At 74.5% G+C, this 20,484-nt stretch carries 16 protein-coding genes; 10 read left to right on the top strand and 6 right to left on the bottom strand.

Annotated elements, in window-relative coordinates; translation table 11 throughout:
* Positions 1 to 817 precede the first annotated feature (817 nt).
* Complete coding sequence (locus tag ACYVOO_RS37775) at positions 818 to 1,840, bottom strand: DUF3027 domain-containing protein (RefSeq protein WP_461020252.1); 1,023 nt, start codon at positions 1,838 to 1,840, stop codon at positions 818 to 820.
* Between the two features lie 457 nt (positions 1,841 to 2,297).
* Here ACYVOO_RS37775 and ACYVOO_RS37770 point away from each other — a divergent pair, with 457 nt between their 5' ends.
* From ACYVOO_RS37770 to ACYVOO_RS37755, 4 genes are read left to right on the top strand one after another with little or no spacing between them, the layout of a single operon-like run.
* A complete protein-coding gene (locus ACYVOO_RS37770; protein WP_461020396.1) occupies positions 2,298 to 3,677 on the top strand; it encodes an MFS transporter in 1,380 nt (459 codons plus the stop codon).
* Positions 3,678 to 3,704: 27 nt separating this feature from the next.
* Positions 3,705 to 4,193 (top strand): DUF2771 domain-containing protein, encoded by a 489-nt coding sequence (locus ACYVOO_RS37765; protein ID WP_461020251.1) that lies wholly within the window; start codon positions 3,705 to 3,707, stop codon positions 4,191 to 4,193.
* A gap of 29 nt (positions 4,194 to 4,222) precedes the next feature.
* A complete protein-coding gene (locus ACYVOO_RS37760; RefSeq protein ID WP_461020250.1) occupies positions 4,223 to 4,966 on the top strand; it encodes a futalosine hydrolase in 744 nt (247 codons plus the stop codon).
* A complete protein-coding gene (locus ACYVOO_RS37755; protein WP_461020249.1) occupies positions 4,963 to 5,871 on the top strand; it encodes a 1,4-dihydroxy-6-naphthoate synthase in 909 nt (302 codons plus the stop codon). The genes ACYVOO_RS37760 and ACYVOO_RS37755 overlap by 4 nt, the downstream gene beginning before the upstream one ends.
* 121 nt (positions 5,872 to 5,992) lie before the next feature.
* Here the strand turns inward: ACYVOO_RS37755 and ACYVOO_RS37750 are convergent, their stop codons facing one another.
* On the bottom strand, positions 5,993 to 6,376 hold the full coding sequence (locus tag ACYVOO_RS37750; protein ID WP_453344782.1) for a cold-shock protein: 384 nt from the start codon (positions 6,374 to 6,376) through the stop codon (positions 5,993 to 5,995).
* A 192-nt stretch (positions 6,377 to 6,568) separates the two neighbouring features.
* Here ACYVOO_RS37750 and ACYVOO_RS37745 point away from each other — a divergent pair, with 192 nt between their 5' ends.
* Positions 6,569 to 6,799, top strand: a complete 231-nt coding sequence (locus ACYVOO_RS37745) for a hypothetical protein (RefSeq protein ID WP_461020248.1) — start codon at positions 6,569 to 6,571, stop codon at positions 6,797 to 6,799.
* A gap of 29 nt (positions 6,800 to 6,828) precedes the next feature.
* Here ACYVOO_RS37745 and ACYVOO_RS37740 read toward each other — a convergent pair whose 3' ends face one another.
* Complete coding sequence (locus ACYVOO_RS37740) at positions 6,829 to 7,473, bottom strand: HAD family hydrolase (RefSeq protein WP_461020247.1); 645 nt, start codon at positions 7,471 to 7,473, stop codon at positions 6,829 to 6,831.
* An 84-nt stretch (positions 7,474 to 7,557) separates the two neighbouring features.
* Between ACYVOO_RS37740 and ACYVOO_RS37735 the strand changes: the two genes are divergently transcribed.
* The 4 genes from ACYVOO_RS37735 to ACYVOO_RS37720 all read left to right on the top strand — a co-directional run bounded on the left by ACYVOO_RS37735 (position 7,558) and on the right by ACYVOO_RS37720 (position 12,408).
* Positions 7,558 to 8,697, top strand: coding sequence for a FecCD family ABC transporter permease (locus ACYVOO_RS37735; RefSeq protein ID WP_461020246.1), 1,140 nt, complete (start codon positions 7,558 to 7,560; stop codon positions 8,695 to 8,697).
* A 701-nt stretch (positions 8,698 to 9,398) separates the two neighbouring features.
* Positions 9,399 to 10,484 (top strand): FecCD family ABC transporter permease, encoded by a 1,086-nt coding sequence (locus tag ACYVOO_RS37730; protein ID WP_461020245.1) that lies wholly within the window; start codon positions 9,399 to 9,401, stop codon positions 10,482 to 10,484.
* Positions 10,481 to 11,407 (top strand): ABC transporter ATP-binding protein, encoded by a 927-nt coding sequence (locus ACYVOO_RS37725; RefSeq protein ID WP_461020244.1) that lies wholly within the window; start codon positions 10,481 to 10,483, stop codon positions 11,405 to 11,407. The genes ACYVOO_RS37730 and ACYVOO_RS37725 overlap by 4 nt, the downstream gene beginning before the upstream one ends.
* Positions 11,404 to 12,408: an ABC transporter substrate-binding protein gene (locus tag ACYVOO_RS37720; protein ID WP_461020243.1), complete on the top strand. Its 1,005-nt coding sequence runs from the start codon at positions 11,404 to 11,406 to the stop codon at positions 12,406 to 12,408. Before ACYVOO_RS37725 ends, ACYVOO_RS37720 begins: the two co-directional genes overlap by 4 nt.
* Positions 12,409 to 12,434: 26 nt before the next feature.
* Here the strand turns inward: ACYVOO_RS37720 and ACYVOO_RS37715 are convergent, their stop codons facing one another.
* The 3 genes from ACYVOO_RS37715 to ACYVOO_RS37705 all read right to left on the bottom strand — a co-directional run bounded on the left by ACYVOO_RS37715 (position 12,435) and on the right by ACYVOO_RS37705 (position 17,602).
* Positions 12,435 to 14,591 carry a CocE/NonD family hydrolase gene (locus ACYVOO_RS37715; protein ID WP_461020242.1) on the bottom strand — a complete coding sequence of 719 codons (2,157 nt, stop codon included), beginning with the start codon at positions 14,589 to 14,591 and terminating at the stop codon, positions 12,435 to 12,437.
* A gap of 159 nt (positions 14,592 to 14,750) precedes the next feature.
* Positions 14,751 to 15,383 (bottom strand): LysE family translocator, encoded by a 633-nt coding sequence (locus ACYVOO_RS37710; RefSeq protein WP_461020241.1) that lies wholly within the window; start codon positions 15,381 to 15,383, stop codon positions 14,751 to 14,753.
* Positions 15,384 to 16,135: 752 nt separating this feature from the next.
* The gene (locus ACYVOO_RS37705; protein WP_461020240.1) at positions 16,136 to 17,602 is read right to left on the bottom strand and encodes a hypothetical protein; all 1,467 of its coding nucleotides are present in this window, start codon (positions 17,600 to 17,602) and stop codon (positions 16,136 to 16,138) included.
* 236 nt (positions 17,603 to 17,838) lie between these two features.
* Here ACYVOO_RS37705 and ACYVOO_RS37700 point away from each other — a divergent pair, with 236 nt between their 5' ends.
* Positions 17,839 to 20,475: a helicase-associated domain-containing protein gene (locus tag ACYVOO_RS37700; RefSeq protein WP_461020239.1), complete on the top strand. Its 2,637-nt coding sequence runs from the start codon at positions 17,839 to 17,841 to the stop codon at positions 20,473 to 20,475.
* Positions 20,476 to 20,484: the final 9 nt, after the last annotated feature.

Raw genomic sequence — 20,484 nt, 5'->3', positions numbered from 1 at the left:
CTTTTCGGCTGCCTGTACATACTCGTCGCCACCACTTGCGGGGACACCCCACCACGTCCCCTCCCACCCGGTGGCCAACCTCGGGCCGGTGCCCCCTCCGCTTGTCCCCACGCTGTGTGCCGGTACATCGCTGGCACCGATGCGCCCACCCCCGTGCCGCGCCGGAGGGCCTCCGCCCCTGTCGCGGGACGCTGACGGCGGTGGCTCACCCCATTGTTGTGGGCAAGCGTCCCGCTCGGCGAGGGGGCACCTCCCAGCGGTAGCTGGGGGAGGGTGGGCACAACCCGTGCCACCGGCCCGCACCACGCGAACGAAACCCCAAAGGGGCACTCGGGTAGGCACCCCCTGCCAAGGGGGTGTTGCGCGGGACGGTCGGCCCGTGGAGTGGGGACCGCAGGTCCCGCGCTGGGGGTGGGCCGCCACACGGCAAGGCGCGCAGTCGCACCCCGCGAAGGGGGGGTGGGCATTGGCGCACCCGGAACCGGGCAGTGGGCCACCGGCGGGACGGGGACGGGGTGGGGTGTCCCCGCAGGTCGAGAAAGTCACCGGCGGAAAGCCGTAAACGAGACCTTCACGCCGAGGAGACACCCCACCCCGGCACCGGACACCCACCACCCACACACCCACAACCACGACCCGAGCCAAGAAACACGCGGCGCCAGCCGCAAAGCACCGATCCATAGGCCGCGCCGTAGCCACACAGCCGCACCCGAACACGGCGCCAAGCCCAGCGCAGCGCCCCGTGCAGCGGCACAAAATCAGCGCGGGACCCTACAGCGCGCACCACACCGGACAACCGTCCCGCGCAACACCCCCGTCAAAAGGCCAACCCCCCGTTCCCTTCCGCACCCCGCGAAGGGGTGTCGTGGAGGGTGAAGTCGTCGGCGAGGGTTTCGTCGATGACGTGGGGGGGCGGCTGGGGCGGACGCGGCATCACCGCGGCCTCGGAGTGCCCCCCACAGCCGAACGCCAACGACACGACCCGCCCGTCAGCGGGACTGAACTCGTTCGCGCAGACCCCGAACGCCTGCCGCAACGACCCGGAGAGCGGCACAAGAAACCCGCAGCTCACACAGTTCGCGGGCGCGGCCTGCGCCATGGCCGTCTTGGGCCCGTAGGACTCCTCCCAGCGGTCCGCCGCCGCGTGCAGCCCATAGCGGGAGAGGACCCGCGGACGTGGCATGCCCAGTTCCTCGGCGACAGCCGCGATGCTGCCCCGCGCGGGAGCGCCGACGGCCTCGGCCTCACCCGAAGCGTCCGCGTCCGGGGACGCCCCGTTCGGCGAACCGGGCCAGACTTCGAGGTCCTCGACGCCGTCGGCCTCCGCACCGTCTCGCAGCGCCGCCCGCTCGGCCAGCTCCGCACGGTGCCGCGCCTCTTCGGAGAGCGCGGAGTTCGGCGGCGGCTCCTCCTCGCCGGAGAAGCCCGGCTCCAGCCGGAGGTCCTCCGCTTCGGTCGGCAGGAGGTCGCCGGGCCCGAGGTCGCCGGGGCGCAGCCGCTCGCTCCAGGGCACCCATTCGGGGGCGAGGAGGGAGTCGGGCCCTGGGAGGAGGACGGTCTCGTCCAGCGTGACGACCTTCGCCCGCGAGGCGCGCGCGACCGTCGCCGCCCAGCGCCACCCGCGATAGGCGGGGTCGAGGCATTCGAAGAGGTGCGTCACCACGCGGTCGGCGTCGGCCACGGCCTCGATGTGCGGCCCGACCGACCCGCTTCCCGCGGTCTCCTCGACCGCCTCGCGCGCGAGGTCCACCGCCTCGGCGCACAGCCGGTCGGGGGCGCGGCGGGCGCGGGCGCTTCGCGTCGGCGACGCTGTCGTCGCGGCACTCGTCGCGGCACTCATGCAGCACTCACAAGAATCGTCTCTCCTACGCCGTAGCGCCGTTGTCGGCGTGCGCTGCCCGTACGGCGGCCGACGAAAGGACGGCGGGGAGTGGACGGAGCGGAACCCGAGGACCGCTGCGACGTCCGCGCCACCGCTCGGGGGCCGTGCGGAGCGCACCGTTTACCCACGCTACCCCACGGATTACGAGAGGTATGTAGGAGAGGGAGCTAAGAGGACTCCGAGAGGCGGCGCCGGGGCGCGCGGCGCCGCCCGTCGAGCGCCGGAATACGGCCGCGGCACGGGGCGCCGGGGCCCTTACGCGGCCGTCGGACACGTGTCGAAAGTCCCCCGGAAGGCCGCGCGGCGCCGCACCGGGTACCGCGCGGGCGGGGCCGCCCCGCGACCCGCGCCGCCGGGGCGGACGGGACACGGGGAACCCGTCGGTCACGCGTCCCGGGCGCACCGCTGGGGCACACTGGAGTCCGTGGCGCCAGAGCCCCGTCCTCATCCGCTGCGGCGTGCGGCGCGTGCCGTAAGGCACCCGCCCGCCGCGCTGGCGCGCCGTGTCCGCCGCGCGACGCACGCGCAGGGCGCGGGCGAGTCGGGTCTGGGCAAGCTGATCGAGCTGCACGCGGTGAACTCGGCGGGCGACATGATGATCACCGTCGCGCTCGCCTCGACCATCTTCTTCTCCGTGCCGACGGGCGAGGCGCGCGGCAGGGTCGCGCTGTACCTCCTCGTCACCATGGCCCCCTTCGCGCTGCTGGCGCCCGTGATCGGGCCGCTGCTGGACCGCGTGCCGCACGGGCGGCGCGCGGCGATGGCCGCGGCGATGCTGGCGCGGGCGCTGCTCGCGCTGGCGATGGCGGGGGCCGTGGCGACGGGCGGTCTTGAGCTGTATCCGGCGGCGCTCGGGGTGCTGGTGTCGTCGAAGGCGTACGGAGTGGTGCGCTCCGCCGTCGTGCCGCGGCTGCTGCCGCGCGCGTTCTCGCTGGTCAAGGCGAATTCGCGGGTGACGCTCGCCGGGCTGCTCGCCACGGGTGCGGCGGCCCCGATCGGCGCCGGGCTGCATCAGCTCGGCGAGCCCTGGCCGCTGTACGGGGCCTTCGCCGTCTTCGTACTCGGCACCTTTCTCTCCTTCTCCCTCCCCCACAAGGTCGACTCGGCGAAGGGCGAGCGGCGCGTCCGCCTCGCCCGTACGCACTCGGAGCAGGACCCGGGCCCGGCCGAGGAAGGCGAGGGCGGGAGCGGGCGGCGGCCGGGGCTGCGGACGGTCGGGGTCTCCGTGCGCGCCGGGCTCCTCGCCAACTCCTCGCTGCGCGCACTCTCCGGCTTCCTCACCTTCTTCCTCGCCTTCCTCCTGCGCGAGCATCCGCTGTCAGGGCTGTCGGCGGCGTTCTCCCTCGCCCTCGTGGGCGTCGCGGCCGGTACGGGGAACGCGCTGGGCACGGCCATCGGCGCCTGGCTCAGGGCGCGCGGGCCCGAGGTGATCATCGCGACGGTGCTGGCCCTCGCGCTGGCCGCGACGGTGACGGCCGCCGCGCTCTACGGCACCGTCCTCGTGACCGCCGTCGCCGCCACGGCCGGGATCGCGCAGGCGCTCGGCAAGCTGTCGCTCGACGCGCTGATCCAGCGCGACGTGCCCGAGGAGGTCCGTACGTCGGCTTTCGCGCGCTCGGAGACGCTGATGCAGATGTCGTGGGTCGCGGGCGGGGCCGTCGGCATCGCGCTGCCGCTGATCGGGCCGCTCGGCATGGGTGTCGGCGCCGCCGTCGTCGCGGCCGGAGCGGCGACGACCGTACGGGGTCTGCTGACCTCCGCGGGACGCGGCACGCCGCACCCCCGCGTCGCCTGACCCCGACCGCCCGGTAGCCTGCCCGCTATGAGCTACGCGATCTCCCGGCGGGGTGTCCGCACCGCCACTGCCATCGGTGCCGTCTCCCTCGGCCTTCTCGCCCTCTCCGCCTGCGAGAAGCCCACCCCCGTGGCGACCGCGACCGTCAACGGCGACAGCGTGACCACAGAGGCCGCCTGCTACAACGACGGCAAGGCCATCCCGCAGGGTGAGGCCAAGAAGTGCCTGAGCAAGAAGGCCGAGAAGACCGTCACGGTCGGCCTGGGCGACAAGCTGCGCGTCGGCGTCGAGCCGGACATGGCCGAGGACGGCTGGCTGCTGTTCGTCAACGGCCAGCCCGCGCTGCCCGATCCGATCAAGAAGACGTACTACACCTTCCCCGGTGACGCCTTCTTCCAGCAGCAGAGCGCCGGCGGGCAGGCCACGTCGACGGACACCGCGCAGGTCAGCATCGTCGTGGCGGACGGCAGCGAGTTCAAGGGCATCTGGCACCTGAAGCTCAAGAGCGACGACTGACCCCCACCGGCTCCCCAGGACCGCATCCCGTGAACGTCCTCGTCGTCACCGCCGTCGCGCCCGAGCGCGACGCGGTGACGCGCGCCTGCGGCGAGGAGCCGGGGCGGCGCGCCCTCCCCGGCGGCTACGAGGCACACCGCGTGCGGCCCGCCGACGCCGCCGACGACGGACCCGGCCAAGCCCTCCCCGTGCTCGACGTCCTGGCCGCCGGTGTCGGCCCCGCCGCCGCTGCCGCGGGGACGGCGACGGCGCTGACCGCGGCCGCCGTCGCGGACGAGCCGTACGGGCTGGTCGTCTCGGCGGGGATCGGCGGCGGCTTCGCGGCCCCTGGAACAGGGACCGGCGCTGTCGTCGTCGCGTCGGCGATCGTCGCGGCCGATCTGGGCGCACGTACGGCCGAGGGCTTCGCGCCCGTCACCGCACTCGGCTTCGGCACCGACACGCACCACCCCCCGGCCGGTCTGGTGCGCGCCGCCGCCGGGGCGACGGGTGCCGTCACCGGGCCCGTGCTCACCGTCTCCACCGTGACCGGCACCGCCGAGCGGGCCGCCGAACTGGCCGCGCTCCACCCGGGCGCGGCCGCCGAGGCCATGGAGGGCTTCGGCGTCGCGGAGGCGGCCGCGGCGCACGGGGTGCCGGTGCTGGAGATCCGTACCGTCTCCAACCCCGTCGGACCCCGCGACCGCGCCGCGTGGCGCATCCCCGAGGCGCTCGGCGCGCTCGGGGGTGCCTTCGAGGCGCTGTTGCCCGTGCTGCGAGCATGGAAGGCATGAGCAGCACCGACAGCGACAGCGGCAGCGACACCGGAACGGGCGTCGGCGGACCGCTGAAGATCGCGTTCTCACCGTGCCCCAATGACACCTTCGCCTTCGACGCCTGGGCCCACGGCCGCGTCCCCGGCGCTCCCCCGCTCGACGTCACCTTCGCGGACATCGACATCACCAACGGCATGGCCGAACGCGGCGAACTGGACATCCTGAAGGTGTCCTACGCGGTGCTGCCCTGGGTGCTGGAGGAGTACGCGCTGCTGCCGTGCGGCGGCGCGCTCGGCCGCGGCTGCGGCCCGCTGGTGCTCACCCGCGAGTCCGGCACGTCCGGCGCGTCCGGTGCGTCGCTGAGCGGCAAGACGGTCGCCGTGCCGAGCGAGCGCTCGACGGCGTACCTCCTCTTCCGGCTGTGGGCGGCCGACGAGGTGCCGGGCGGTGTCGGCGAGGTCGTCGTGATGCCGTTCCACGAGATCATGCCCGCCGTGCGCGACGGCAAGGTGGACGCCGGACTGGTCATCCACGAGGCCCGGTTCACCTACCAGGAGTACGGCCTGCACTGCCTCGCCGACATGGGCGAGCACTGGGAGGCCACCACCGGGCTGCCCATCCCGCTCGGCGCCATCATCGCCAAGCGCTCGCTGGGCGAGGAGACGCTGCGCGTGCTGGCGGAGTCGGCGACGGCGTCCGTGCGGATGGCCTGGGACGACACCGAGGCGTCGCGTCCGTACGTAATGGAACACGCGCAGGAGATGGACCCGGCCGTCGCCGATCAGCACATCGGGCTCTACGTCAACGAGTTCACGGCCGACCTCGGCGAGGACGGCTACGCGGCGGTGCGCGGCCTGCTCACCAGGGCGGCGGCGGAAGGGCTCGTGCCGCCGCTGCGGCCGGACGCGCTGGCCTTCCCGTAGACACGTCGCACCGGCGACGGCGCGCGGCTTCGGCGCGTGATCGGCCGGTCGGCCGGTAGGTGAAACAGGTCCCGGGGCGGTGGCGGACCGCCCCGGGCGCCCTGGACGGGGGCGGCGGGGCTCAGACGTCCAGTTGGTCTGCTACGGCGCGGAGCATGCCCGCGATCTTGCGGCCGTGCTGCTTGTCCGGGTAACGGCCGCGCTCCAGGGACTGCGAGACGCCGTCCAGCAGGGTGGTGAGGTCCTGGACGATGGAGGCCAGTTCGTCCGGCTTGCGGCGCTGGGCCGCCGCGACAGAGGGCGCAGGGTCGAGCAGCGCGACCGAGAGTGCCTGGTCACCGCGCTGGCCTGCGACGACGCCGAACTCCACACGCTGTCCGGGCTTGAGGCTGTCCACGCCGTCGGGGAGCACTGACGAGTGCACGAAGACGTCACCGCCGTCGTCGCGGGAGAGGAAGCCGAAGCCCTTCTCACTGTTGAACCACTTGACCTTGCCGGTAGGCACGTCTGTCCTCGTCCTCGTACTCGTCCGGGCAGCCGGGCTGCCGCAATCTGGAAACAACCTGAAAAGGGTCTGAATAGCAGTCGAGCGGGCCGCATGACCCGCTAAGCACCAAGGCTAATGGTCCGGAGCCCGGTGACAAGATGCCGCCGAGGGGTTCCTCGGTGCACTTGCTCACCGAATTACCCTGGGCTTGTGAACGCTGAAACGTCCCGCGCTGGTGATCTTCTCGTACGCCTCGGAGGCGTCGTCTTCCTCCTCGGCGCCGTCGCCACGGTGGTCACCGTGGCCCCGCTGTTCCTGGGTACGGAGCCCTTTCCGGCCCCGGCGTACTTCGTCTGCATGCTGATGGGCGCGGGCTTCGTGCTCGCCGCGGCGGGGGTCGTGCGGTCGGCGGCGGCGCAGCGGCGCGCGGCGAAGTCGTAGCTCCCGGGAGGCCCGAGGGCCGCGAGGGCTCAGGCCGCCGTGTACGCGGCCAGCCAGGCGGGGAACTCCCCGAGCCCGCCCTCCAGCACCACATCCGCACCGGCCTCGCGCAGCTCCGCCGCGTCGCACGGCCCCGTCGGCACCGCGACCGAGAGCGCGTCGGCGGCCTTCGCGCCGCGCACGTCGCCGATGTGGTCGCCGACGTAGACCGTCGCACCGTGCTCGCGCAGCGCCTCCGCCTTGGCCTCCGCCCACAGCCAGCCGACGGTCGCGTCCGGCTCGATGCCCAGGTGCGCGAGGTGCAGCTTGGCGTTCGGCTCGTGCTTCGCTGTGACGACGACGGCACGGCCCCCCGCGGCCCGCACCGCGGCGACCGCCTCCCGCGCGCCCGGCATGGCCGGGGACGGGCCGATGGCGTACGCGGGGTACAGCTCGCGGTAGCGCTCGCCCACCGCCGCGATCTCCTCGGCCGGGAACCAGTGCGCCAGCTCCGTCTCCAGCGGCGGGCCGAGGCGGGTGATGGCGAGATCCGCGTCGATGTACGTGCCGGTCTCGGCGCGCAGCGCCTCGTACGTGGCCTTGATGCCAGGACGGGAGTCGATCAGCGTCATGTCGAGATCGAAGCCGACCGTCGGGCCGTGCTGGGGCTGCTGGGGCGGGACGTGCGAATCCATGTCGAACATTCTGCCTTGCCCTGGCCCGTAAACTGAGGTCCGCCTAAGCTGACCGATCCCCGCGAGCCAAGTGCCGAGGACGCGATGCCAGTTGCTCCGACGACTCCACCGCACCGGCCCTCGCACGGCACGGCTGACGACGGCGACGGCGGCGGCCGGTCCGACGGGCCGCACGGCGGCGGACGCTCCGGTGCCGCGCGGCGTGCGGCGGCCGTCCGGCGGGCCGGGTTCCTCCTCGGCGCCTGCGCCGCGCTGGTGTGCGCGGTGCTGCTGAGCCTCGCGGTCGGGGCGCGGCCGATCGCGCCGACGGTGGTGTGGGACGTCCTGCTGCACGGCGGCGACGGGGACGCGGCGGATGTCGTGCGCACGCTGCGCGTCCCGCGCACGGTCGTCGGCGTCATGGTCGGCGCCGCGCTCGGTCTCGCGGGCACGGTCATGCAGGGCCTGACCCGCAACCCCATCGCCGAGCCCGGCATCCTCGGCGTCAGCCAGGGCGCGTCGGCGGGTGTCGTGTGCGCCATCGCCTTCGCCGGGGTGCACACGCTGGCCGGGTACGTCTGGTTCGCGTTCCTCGGCGCTGCGGTCGCCGGGGTCGCGGTCTACGCGATCGCCGCGCGGACGGCGGCACGGGGCGGCGTGGGGGGCGCGAGCCCCGTCACGCTGGCCCTCGCGGGAGCGGCCGTCAACGCGCTCCTCGTCTCCGTCATCTCCGCGATCCTGACGACGCGGGCCGCCACGCTGGACGAGTTCCGCTTCTGGCAGGTCGGCTCGCTGACAGGGCGTGACGCGCAGATCGCGGGCCAGGTCTGGCCGTTCCTCCTCGCCGGCGTGCTGCTCGTCCTCGTCGCGGCGCGCGGGCTGGACGCGCTGGCGCTGGGCGAGGACGTGGCGAAGGGGCTCGGGCAGAACGTCGCGACGGTGCGGGTGGTGGGCGGCCTCGGCGCGACCGTCCTCACCGGGGTGGGGGTGGCCGCCGCCGGGCCCATCGCGTTCGTGGGGCTCGCCGTGCCGCATGTCGCTCGCGCGGTGGTGGGGGGCGGGCACCGGTGGCTGCTGCCCATGGCCGCTGTGCTCGGGGCGACGGTGCTTGTCGTCTCCGACGTGGTGGGGCGCGTGGTGCTGCGGCCCGGTGAGGTCCCGGCAGGCGTGCTGACGGCGCTCCTCGGCGCCCCGTTCCTCATCGCCCTGCTCCGGCGCGGCCCCCCTTCGCGGGGCGCGCCATGAAACACAGGGTCCCCCCTTCACCGGGGCAGCACCCCTTCACGGGGCCCGAGGTGAACCCTTCACGGGGTGCGCCTACCCGATTGCCCCCTGGGCTCTCGTACGCGTGCTACGGCCCGGTGGGTGGGTTGTGCCCACCCTCCCCCAGCTACCGCTGGGAGGTGCCCCCTCGCCATGCGGAACGCCTGCCCACAACAAGGATGGCGTGCCGTCCACAGCGTGGGAACAAGCGGAGGGGTGAGGGGGCACCGACCTGCTGGTGGCCACCGGGTGGGAGGGGACGTGGTGGGGTGTCCCCGCAAGTGGTGGCGACGAGTATGTGCAGGCACGAAAAGCCGACCCGCACTTGTCGCCGCCCGAGGAGACACCCCGGCACGGCACCGACCCCCACCACACACCAACCCCACACGACCACCGGCACAAACCAACAACCACGCGGCGCCAGCCGCACCGCACCGCAACCACACGCCGCGCCGAAGCCACCGGCCAGGCACCCGAACACGGCGCCAAGCCACACGACGGCACCCCCGGACAGGGTCACAAAAATCGGCGCGGGACCCTACGGCACCCACCACACCGGCCAACCGTCCCGCGCAACACCCCCGACGCACGGGGCACCCCCCGTTTCCTTCCGCCCCCCGCGAAGGGGACCCGTCCCGCGCAACACCCCCGTGAAGGGCCAACCCCGGAAGGGGAGTTGACGGATGAGTGACGTGCGGGCCCTCAGGGTGGGGGCGGTCTCGTTCCTGGTGCATCGGCGTGCCGGCGCCACCGCCGCCATGCTCGCCGTGGCACTCGCCGCGGCGACCGTCGCGGCCCTCACCCTCGGCGAGACCACCGTGTCACCGGCCGAGGTCATCAGGGTCCTGCTCGACCAGCCGTCTCCGGACGAGCTGGTCGTCCGCACGCTCCGCCTCCCCCGCCTCCTCGTCGGCCTCATGGCGGGCGCCGCGCTGGGCGTCGCCGGGGCCCTGATCCAGACCGTCGCCCGCAACCCCCTCGCGAGCCCGGAGATCATCGGCGTCACGCACGGCGCGGCCGCGGTGACGGTGGGCGCGATGACGTTCGGGGTGACGTCGTCCGCCGTGCTGCCGTATCTCTCCGTCGCGGGCGGCGTCCTCGCCGCCGCGCTGGTGTACGCCGTCGCCTGGCGCGGCGGCCCGCACGCCGCGCGGCACGCGGCCCGCTTCGTGCTGATCGGCATCGGCGTCTCCGTCGCGCTGCGCTCCGTCACCCAGCTCTTCCTGACCAAGGGCGACTATCTGGTGGCGCAGCAGGCCAAGGTGTGGATGACCGGTTCGCTGAACGGCCGGGGCACGGAGCAGGCGGTGCCGTTGGGCGTCGCGCTGCTGGTGGCGCTGCCGTGCGTGGTGTGGGCGGCACGCGCGCAGCGGAACGTCGTCCTCGACGACGATACCGCCACCGCGCTCGGCGTCCGCCTCGGCCGCACCCGCCTGGGCCTGACGCTGACGGGCGTCGTGCTGGCCTCGGTCGCCACGGGCGCGGCGGGCCCCGTCGACTTCGTCGCGCTGCTGGCCCCGCAGATCGCGCGCCGCCTCACCCGTACCGCGCAGATCCCGCTGCTGTCCTCGGCCTTGCTGGGCGCGTTCATCGTCACCGTCGGCGATCTGCTGGCGCGCAGGCTGTTCGCGCCGACGGAGCTGCCCGTGGGGGTGCTGACGGCGGCGATCGGTGCCCCGTATCTGATCTGGCTGCTGCTGCGGAGCGGTGGCGGCGGCCGGGCCCCCCATGCCCGGACCCGTAACTCCCGTACCGGAGCCACCGCATGAGCAGCAGCACGGACCGCACACCTTCCCGGCTCGCAGCGCGGGGGCTGACGCTCGCGTACGACGACCGTACGGTCGTCACCGGCCTGGACCTCGATGTGCCGGACGGCGAGGTCACCGTCGTCGTCGGCCCGAACGCCTGCGGCAAGTCCACGACGCTGCGCGCGCTGGGGCGGCTGCTGAAGCCGCGCGGCGGCAGCGTGCTGCTGGACGGGCGGGAGCTGGCGAGTGTGCCGACGCGGCAGATCGCCCTGGCGGTCGGCCTGTTGCCGCAGTCGCCTGCCGCGCCGGAGGCGATCACCGTCGCGGATCTCGTCTCGCGCGGCCGTCAGCCGCATCAGCGCTGGTGGCAGCAGTGGTCGGCGGAGGACGAGCGCGCGGTGACGGACGCGATGGAGCGTACGGACACGGCCGGGCTCGCCGCGCGTCCCGTGGACGAGCTGTCGGGCGGGCAGCGGCAGCGCGTGTGGATCGCGATGGCGCTGGCGCAGGAGACGGATCTGCTGCTGCTCGACGAGCCGACGACGTATCTCGACATCGCCCATCAGGTCGAAGTCCTGGATCTGGTGCGGCAGTTGAACCGCGAACGCGGCCGTACGGTCGTGATGGTGCTGCACGACCTCAACCAGGCGGCGCGCTACGCCGACCACCTCGTCGCCATGCGGGAGGGCCGGATCGTGGCGCGGGGCCGGCCCTCGGACATCGTCGACGCGCGTCTCGTACGGGAGGTCTTCGGGCTGGAGTCGGTCGTGGTGCCCGACCCGGTGACGGGCTCGCCCCTGGTCGTGCCGGGGTCGCCGTGGCAGCCGGACGACGGCCACGACCACGGTCACGGTCACCGCCACGGCCACGGCGAGGCCCCCGAGGACGCCGTCCCCCTCCGTTCCCCGAGCACGTCCCGCTCTCCCAGGAAGGCGAACCCATGAAGGCGACCTCCCCCTCATCCCTCCAGCGACGGCGCCGCGCCACCGTCGTCGCGCTCCTGCTCTCGGCCGCGCTGGGCCTCTCGGCGTGCGGCTCGGGAGCGGACCCGGACCCGGACGCGGACGGAGGCGCGAAGCGGAACCAGGGCACGCACCCCGTGAAGACGGCCAAGGGCGTGGTCTCCGTGCCGAACGAGCCGGAGCGCGTGGTGGTCCTGGACACCGCCGAGCTGGACTCCGCGGTCACGCTGGGCGTCAAGCCGGTCGGCGCGACGAAGGCCGACGTCGGCAAGAGCTTCCTCGGCTATCTGCCCGACGAGAAGGTGGAGGGCATCGAGAACGTCGGCACCATCGGCTCGCCCAGCCTGGAGAAGATCGCCGCGCTGAAGCCGGACCTCATCCTCACCAGCGCCGTGCGGGACGACAAGAACTACTCGCAGCTCAAGGCCATCGCGCCCACGGTGATGACCGAGTCGACGGGCTACCCCTGGAAGCGGAACTTCCGCACGCACGCCGACGCGCTCGGCAAGAAGGACGAGGCCGAGAAGGTCCTCGCCGACTACGAGAGGCACGCGGGCGAGGTCACCGCCGCGCTCGGCGGCGCGGCGGAGGCGAAGGACATCGAGACGAACGTCGTCCGGTTCGTCGAGGGCGCCGACACCCGCGTCTACGGCGAGAAGAGCTTCATCGCCACCGTCCTGAAGGACGTCGGCCTCGGCCGCCCGAAGGTGGCGCGGGAGGCGAAGGACTACGGCGGCCTCGCGACGGACATCAGCCCCGAACGGATCGACGAGGCCGACGCGGACGCCGTCTTCTACACCTCCTACGGCAGCCCCGGGAAGTCGGGCGAGGAGAAGGCGGTCAAGAGCCCGCTGTGGAAGAACATGCGGGCGGTGAAGGACGGCCAGGTCTTCCACGTCGAGGACGAGCTGTGGATCCAGGGCATCGGCTACACGGCGGCGAACCGCGTCCTGGACGAGATCGAGAAGGACCTCGCCGGCTGAGCCCCGGGGCGGGGACACTCACACCTTCACACCTGGTCCCTGGGCACGGAGAACGTCCACGTACGCGCGAAGACCTCGCGCTCGGCGGCACCCTCCCCGTCGGCCTCGGTCCCGGTCACGGTCTCGTAGGCGGCCAGGTGGTTGACGACGCAGAACTCGTGCGCGTCGGCGGTCATCCGGGAACGAGTGTGCACACGCACGGCCCACTCTCCTCTGCTCAGAGTCTCCTCGCGCTCGCTCTCGACGGTCGCCGAGAGCGGGTCGCCCTCGACGAGGCGGAAGCGGTCGAGGGCCTCGCCGCCGCGGGTCAGCCCGTCGGCGTGGTCGGTCATGACCCCGTCGGCCGGGGTGGTGGTGATCACCTGCTCGCCGGTCTCCGCGTCGTACTCGACGCGCCGCTCGCCCGGGATCGGGGTCAGCCAGACGCTGTGCGGCGGGCCCTCGCGGGGCGGGCCGTACGGGCGCAGCGCGGCCTCCTCGTCGGGGCGCGGCTCCCGTACGGGAAGCGTCAGTTCGCCGTACCCGGTGTCGAGCGTGAGCGCCACCTCCTCGGGCGAGGGCCAGGCCCACGGCCACAGCGAGGCGGAGACGGCGACGCGCACCCTGTTGCCCGCGCCGAAGGCGTGCCCTGTTGCGAAGAGCGGCACGGTCACCTCGTAGGCCCGGCCGGGCTCCAGCGGCCCGGGTTCGGCGTGCCCGTCGCGGTGGGTGAGATTGAGCAGGCCCGTCGTGACCAGCCGCGAGCTGCCGTCAGGGGCGACCTCGCACAGCCGCACGGCCAACTGCGCCTGGGCGCTGTCGCTGGTGACGCGCAGGGTGACCTCGGGCGCGCCCAGGATCTCCAGCCGCTCGGGGAGCGGAGGTCCGGTGAAGGTGTACGAGCGGCCGTCGTCGGCGGCCTGGTCCGTGTCCCGGCCCGGCACGTCACCGGACTTGAGGAAGTCGCCGGAGGCGGCGCCGAGTGCGAGCGGCGAGCGCAGCACGGCGGTCCCGGGCCCGCCGTCCGGCCTGGTCAGCCCGTCGGGCCCGGCCAGTGGGATGCGGCGGTGCTCGACGCCGGGCGCGGGCCAGGAGGGCTCGGCGACCCAGCGTCCGGGGCGCGTCTCGCGGTCGGAGCCGACGGGTACGGGGTCCGGCATCCACACGCGCAGCCGGGGCTCGTCCATGATCCCTTCGCCGGTGTCGGTGTCCTCGCCGCCGTCGGGGCCGTCGGGGCCCATCCAGTGCGCGAACCAGCGCACGCACTCGCCCTGGAAGTCCATCGCGGGCCCGGGCTCCGCCTGGTGCGGATAGGTGTGCGCCCAGGGCCCGATCATGGCCTTGACGGGCACGCCCGCCGCGTCCAGACCCTCCATCAGCCGGAGGACGGCTCCCCTGTGCGGGTCGAGCCAGCCGCCGACCGCGTAGACGGGCACCTTGATCGCGGAGTAGTCCTCGCAGACCGAACCGTGCGCCCAGTACGCGTCCCGCCGCTGGTGGGAGACCCACTCCTCGGCGTACGGGACGGTATTCTCCAGCCGCTCCAGCCACTTCGCGCGCCAGGAGTCGCCGAGCACGGCGGGGTCTCCGGGACGGGCGTTGCAGGCGAGCATCGTCGCCGCGAAGGGCAGCATCTCGGAGGCGAGCAGCGAGCCGCCCGCGTAGTGCACGTCGTCCGCGTAACGGTCGTCTGTGGAACAGACGGTGACGACGCAGCGCAACTGGGGCGGGTCGAGCGCGGCGATCCGGAGCCCGTTGAAGCCGCCCCAAGCCTTGCCGATGATCGCGACCTGCCCGTCGGACCACTCCTGCTCCTCGATCCAGGCGAGGACTTCGAACGCGTCGGCCAGCTCGGTGGGGTGGTACTCGTCGAGCATGACGCCGTCCGAGTCCCCGCTGCCACGGCAGTCGACGCGGACCGCCGCGTACCCCGCCCGCGCGAACTGTCCGTGGAGGGTGACGTCGCGGGGCGCGGTGCCGTCGTTCTTGCGGTACGGGATGTACTCCAGCACCGCCGGGACGGGTCCCGTGGCGTCGGCGGGCAGCCAGACACGGGCGGCGAGCCGCGTCCCGTCCTCGAGCGGTATCCACACGTGCCGCAGGACGCGGACGGGGTGGTCGCGGCGTGCGGAGGGGTCGCGGTGTGCGGGTGCGGGTGCGGGCCGTGTGCCTCCGCTGGAGGGGGAAGTTCCGGTGGTACGCATGGCCAGACCCTAGACGAGCGTGCGGCGCCCATCTGCCCCTGTATGCAGGGGTTTTCACCCCTTGTGCGGTCGTGAACATCCCCACAGGCATGGGGCCGCGACCGCCGGGTAGGCAGACCGTGAGTGCTTGCTGAATGACGGTTCAGCAAGCCGTCGGAGTCAGGCGCCCTCGGTCGCGAGCCGCACGCCGAAGGCGATCAGCACGACACCGGTCACCCGGTCCATGGCGCGCCGCACGCGGGGCCGCTCGAAGACCGAGCGGGCGCGGGAGACGAGGTACACGTACCCGCTCAGCCACGCCATCGTCATCACCAGGTGCAGCGCGACGAGGATCGCGAGACCGAGCGGTACGGAGAGGTCGCTGGGCGCGAGGCTCGGCAGGAGCCCGGTGTAGAAGACGGCGATCTTCGGATTGAGCAGATTGCTCGTCAGCCCCGTGCGCCAGGCGCTGCCGCCCCCGCTCCGGAGGGAGGGCGCTTCCTCGGAGACCGGGGCCGCGGGGGCGCTGCGGCGGCTGTTCCAGAGCGCCTGGATGCCGAGGTAGAGCAGGTAGAGGACGCCGAGGACCTTGACGACCGTGTACGCGACGGCCGAGGCGGCGAGCACCGCCGCGAGCCCGACGACGGCGAGCACGCCCCACACCAGCAGCCCGGCGACGATGCCGCCCGCGGTGCGGTAGCCGTCCGCCGGCCCTGACGTGAGGGAGCGCCTGGTGACGACGGCCATGTCGGGACCGGGCACGAGGGTGAGCAGCGCGAGCACCCCAGCGGCGGCGAACAGCTGAGCGATCATCCCCCCAGTATTCGTCCCCCTTCTCCCGTCGCCCTGCCCGGGTCACCCACCCCTGTCCAGGGCCACGAGCGAGCCCACCCCGACGGCCCGAGGCACGCGCACCGGACCACAAGCGGGAGCACCCCCGGCGCGGGACCCACAGCGCCCGCCCCACCGGCTCACCCGCCTCGCGCAACACCCCCGGACGACGGAGCCCGCCCACAGACACGACGAGCCCGACGAATCACGCGCACCCGACCACGAACAGGCCCACCGGGCACGAGGGAACGCACCATGCCCCGAACCGCCCAACCGCCACAGCACCGGCAACACGCGATGGCCCGAGCCACACAGCACGCCTCCGACCCCGGGCCCGACGAGACACGCGCACCGGGCCACGAGCAGGGCCCACCCCGGCGCGGGACCCACAGCACCCACCCCACCGGCTCACCCGTCCCGCGCAACACCCCCGGACGACGGAGCCCGCCCACAGACACGACGAGCCCGACGAATCACGCGCACCCGACCACGAACAGGCCCACCGGGCACGAGGGAACGCACCATGCCCCGAACCGCCCAACCGCCACAGCACCGGCAACACGCGATGGCCCGAGCCACACAGCACGCCTCCGACCCCGGGCCCGACGAGACACGCGCACCCGACCACGAGCAGGGCCCACCCCGGCGCGGGACCCACAGCACCCACCCCACCGGCTCACCCGTCCCGCGCAACACCCCCTGTCAGGGGCACCCCCACTCGGCCAGCCCGCCCGTCAGGGCGCAACGCGGCGGGCGCGCCAGATGAGGAAGAGGGCGCTGGCCACCGCGGCGATCCGCAGCAGCACGGGGAACGCGTCACTCAGCGCGGTCTGCAACGCCTCGCCGCCCTCCGCGAGGGGGTCGCCCCAGCGGCCGTCGAGGCGGCCCCAGATCCAGACGGCCGTACCCGCAGCCACCAGCCCCGGCATGCCCGCAGCCGCCCACTTCGCCTCCGTACGGCTCAGGCGCGGCGACCACCAGGCCGCCAGCCAGCCCACCGCGAGGGGGATGAGCGAGCCGAACAGCGCCCCCGCGACGAGCAGCACGGCGGCACCGATCTCCACTATGCCGCCGACGCGCGACCCCTCGGCCGCGCCGCCGCCGCGTCCCGCGCGGCCTGGCCACAGCCGTCGGAGGGCCGCCCCGGCGACCGCTCCCGCGCCCGCCTCCTTGCCACCGGCGCCGCCCATGCCGGGCTCGGCGGCCGGAACGGTCGAGGCGCCCGTCACCGGGGGTCCCGGTGAGCCCGTCCCCGGGGCCGAAGGGGGGCCGGGGGGCGAGGACGGGCCCGTACCCGGACTCGTCCGCCCGTCGCCCATCCCGTCGACGGGCGGCGGCTTCAGCACCTCGGGCAGTTCGATGCCGCCGACGAAGCCCGGCACCTGCTCGCCGAGGCCACCGGTGCCCGTGCCGGGACCCGCTCCCATGCCGTCGCCGAGTCCGAAGGGGCTGGGGTCGGTGCGCCACCAGTCGGGGTTCGACTCCTCGGGGCCGAGTTCGTCCATGCCCGCCAGGTGCGGGGAGGAGTAGTCGCGGGGCGGCGGGGTGGGAGCGCGCTCGGGCTCGGGGTCGGGGGCGCGATCGGGGGCGCGATCGGGGGCGTCCGAGGGGTCGCGCTGGTCCGGTACGAACGGGACCGAGGGCCCGTCCTCCGCCCCGTACCCCGCACGGTCGTCGCCGTCGCGGGAGGCCGCACCGTCACGCGCGGGGCCGGAACCGGAGTCACCCGCGCCCCGCGTGTCCTGGGAGCCCCGCGCCCCGCGCCCGCTCAGGGACGACCCCAGCGAGGAACTCAGGGAGGAGCTCAGCGACGTACCCAGCCCGCCCAGGGACGCGCCGAGCCCGCCCAGCGAGGAGCCCAGTCCGCCGAACCCGCCGGTGCCGCCGAACGGGCCGCGTCCGCCGGAACCGGAACCGGAACCGCCACCGCCATCGGCCGCGACGTCGCGCAGACCCCCCGGGCTGACAGGGCCGCCGTTGGCCGCCGAGACGACCTCCTCCGGCTTGCCCAGCTTCCCCAGGATCCGGCGCACCGCGGCCTTGCTCTCGGCGCCGCCCTCCGCGGCGCGCATGCGGTCGATCTCGCCGCGCAGCCCGCTGACGAGACGTGCCCGTTCAGCGGCCGTCATCGACGTGCCGTGCGCCAGGTCACCGACCCGGCTCAGATAGTCGAATACGAGCTGCTCGCTCTCGATCCCCACCAAATCCCCAACGGCTGCTCACGGTTGGCGCGCGTACGTCTCGACCGTACCCCGCGCACCCCGCCGGGCACCGCCCCCGGGCGCTCCGTCCTCGTACCCGTACCCGTACCCGTGCCCGTACCGTCGAGCGCGCGGCACCGCACGCGCGGCCCCCGCACACGCGTCGCCCTCCCGCACCCGGGCGTACCCTGGCGCACGGCGCCCGCCTGTCACCGCGTCCGGCTAACGTTGTACGGATGAGCACCGAGCAGAACGGCGGCCCCGCCGCCCCCCGTACGCTCGCCGACGATCTGCGTGCCCGTAGCGACGGCGCACTCGCCGAGCTGCTGCGCGCGCGGCCCGATCTGCTCTCGCCGGTGCCCAACGACCTCACACAGCTCGCCACCCGCGCCGGGACCAGAGCGTCCGTCGTGCGCGCCGTCGAGCGGCTCGACCGCTTCGCGCTCCAGACCGCTGAGGCGCTGGCCGTCTCGCCCGACCCCTGCCCGTACACCACGCTCGCCGCCCTCCTCCCCGGCGAGGAGGCGGCGGCCCGGCTCCCGCGCGCCCTGGAGACCCTGCGCGCGCGTGCCCTGCTCTGGGGCGACGACGAGCGGCTGCGGCTCGTGCGCACGGCGCGCGAGCTGCTCGCGCCCACCCCCGCCTCACCCTCCCCCACGGGGCTCGGCCCGAGCCTGGCGGAGGCCACGTCCGGGGTGTCCGGGATGTCGCCGGGGCGCGTCCAGGAGATCCTGGAGACCGTCGGGCTGCCGGGCACCCACGATCCGGTGAGCGCCCTCGCCGCCCTGACCTCGCTGTTCACCGACCGCGAGCGGATGGCGGCGCTCCTCGCGCAGGCGCCGCCGGAGTCCGCCGCGATGCTCGACAAGCTGACGTGGGGCCCGCCGTACGGCACCGTCGAACTGGATTCGCCGTCGGCGCCCGTCGCGTGGCTGCTCGACCACGGGCTGCTCGTGCCCACGGGCGCGCCCCGCACCGTCGTCCTGCCGCGCGAGGCGGCCCTGCATCTGCGCGAGGGGCGCGCGCACCGCGTGCTGGAGCCCGTGCCGCCCGCGGTCGAGGCGCACAGGGAGTACGGCGCGGAGGCGGTGGACGCGGCGGCAGCAGGCCAGGCGTACACCGCGCTGACCACCCTGGAGGAGCTGCTGGGCAACTGGGAGGCCGAGCCGCCCGCCGTGCTGCGCGCGGGCGGCCTGGGCGTACGCGATCTCAAGCGCACCGCGACGGCCCTCGATCTCCCCGAGCCGGTCGCCGCCTTCTGGATCGAACTGGCCTACGCGGCAGGCCTCGTCGCCTCCGACGGAGAGGCCGACGAGACGTACGCGCCCACCCCCGCCTACGACGACTGGCTCGCCCTGCCCGCGCAGCGGCGCTGGGCGCGGCTGGCGACGGCCTGGCTGACGGGCACGCGTGTCGCGGGGCTCGCGGGCGGGCGGGACGCGCGGGGGCGCGGGCTGTCCGCGCTGGGTCCGGGGCTCGACCGCGGCCTCGCCCCCGACGTCCGCCGCCGCGCCCTGGAACTCCTGGCCACCCTCGCCCCCGGCACCTCGCCCTCGCCGGGCTCGGTGCTGGACCGGCTGCGCTGGGAGCGGCCGTTGCGGGGCGGGGCGGCGGGGGCGGACACGAGCGCGGGTACGGGTACGGGTACGGGCGCGGGGGTCGGGACGCAGGCGCCCACTTGGCCGGAGGGCGGCCCCGCCGCATCCAGTGCCGCATCCTCCGCCGCATCCCCCGCCCAGGACCTGCGCTCGCGGCTCGCCCGCTGGGCCCTGGAGGAGGCCGAGCTGCTGGGCTTCACGGGGCGCGGCGCCCTCGCCTCGTACGCGCGCCCGTTCCTCCTCGACGACGGGCGGGGCGATCCGGGCGATCCCTCGGAGCCCGAATCGGGCGCCCGCGCAAGGGAGTTGACGCCCGTCGAGCTGGCGTCGGCCGCGGAGCGCGCCGCTGACGCGCTCGCCCCGCTCCTCCCCGAGCCCCTGGACCACGTACTCCTCCAGGCCGACCTCACGGCCGTCGCACCCGGCCCCCTGGAACGCGCGCTGGCCGCCACCCTCGGCGCCCTCGCCGACGTCGAGTCCAAGGGCGGCGCGACGGTCTACCGCTTCTCCCCCGCCTCCGTGCGCCGCGGCCTCGACGCGGGGCTGACGGCCACGGACGTCCACGCCTTCCTCGCCGCGCACTCCCGCACACCGGTACCGCAGCCCCTCACCTACCTCGTGGACGACGTGGCACGCAGGCACGGCAGGCTCCGCGTCGGCGCCGCGTCCTCGTACGTGCGCTGCGACGACGACGCGCTGCTCGCCGAGATCATGGCCGACAAGCGGTCGGCACCGCTCCGGGCGCGGCTGCTCGCGCCCACGGTGCTCGCCTCGCCCGTGCCGCCGGACCAACTGCTCGCCAGGCTCCGCGAGATGGGGTACGCACCGGCGGCGGAGTCGGCGGAGGGCGACGTCGTCATCACCCGCGCCGACGCCCACCGCACCCCGCCCCGCAGCGCCCCTGACCCCGTCCCCGACGGGCCCCCGGCACCCGAGCGTGCCCTGCTCACCACGGCCGTGCGCGCGATCCGCGCGGGCGACCACGCGGCGACGGCGGCCCACCGCCCCGTCCGCGGCCGTAACACCCCGGCCCCGGACGGCACCCTCCCCCGCACCACCTCGGCCGACACCCTGGCCACGATGCAGTCGGCGGCCCTGACGGGCACGGCCCTGTGGATCGGCTACGTCAACGCGGACGGCGCCGCCAGCCAGCGCGTGATCGAACCGGTCCGCGTGGAGGGCGGCTTCGTCACGGGCTACGACCACACGGCGGACGAGGTCCGCACGTACCCCCTGCACCGGATCACGGGGGTGGCGGAACTGGTGGAGGACTGAGCACCGGCC

It is taken from the genome of Streptomyces daliensis (assembly GCF_054782395.1).
This window is presented reverse-complemented; position numbering and strand designations above follow the sequence as displayed.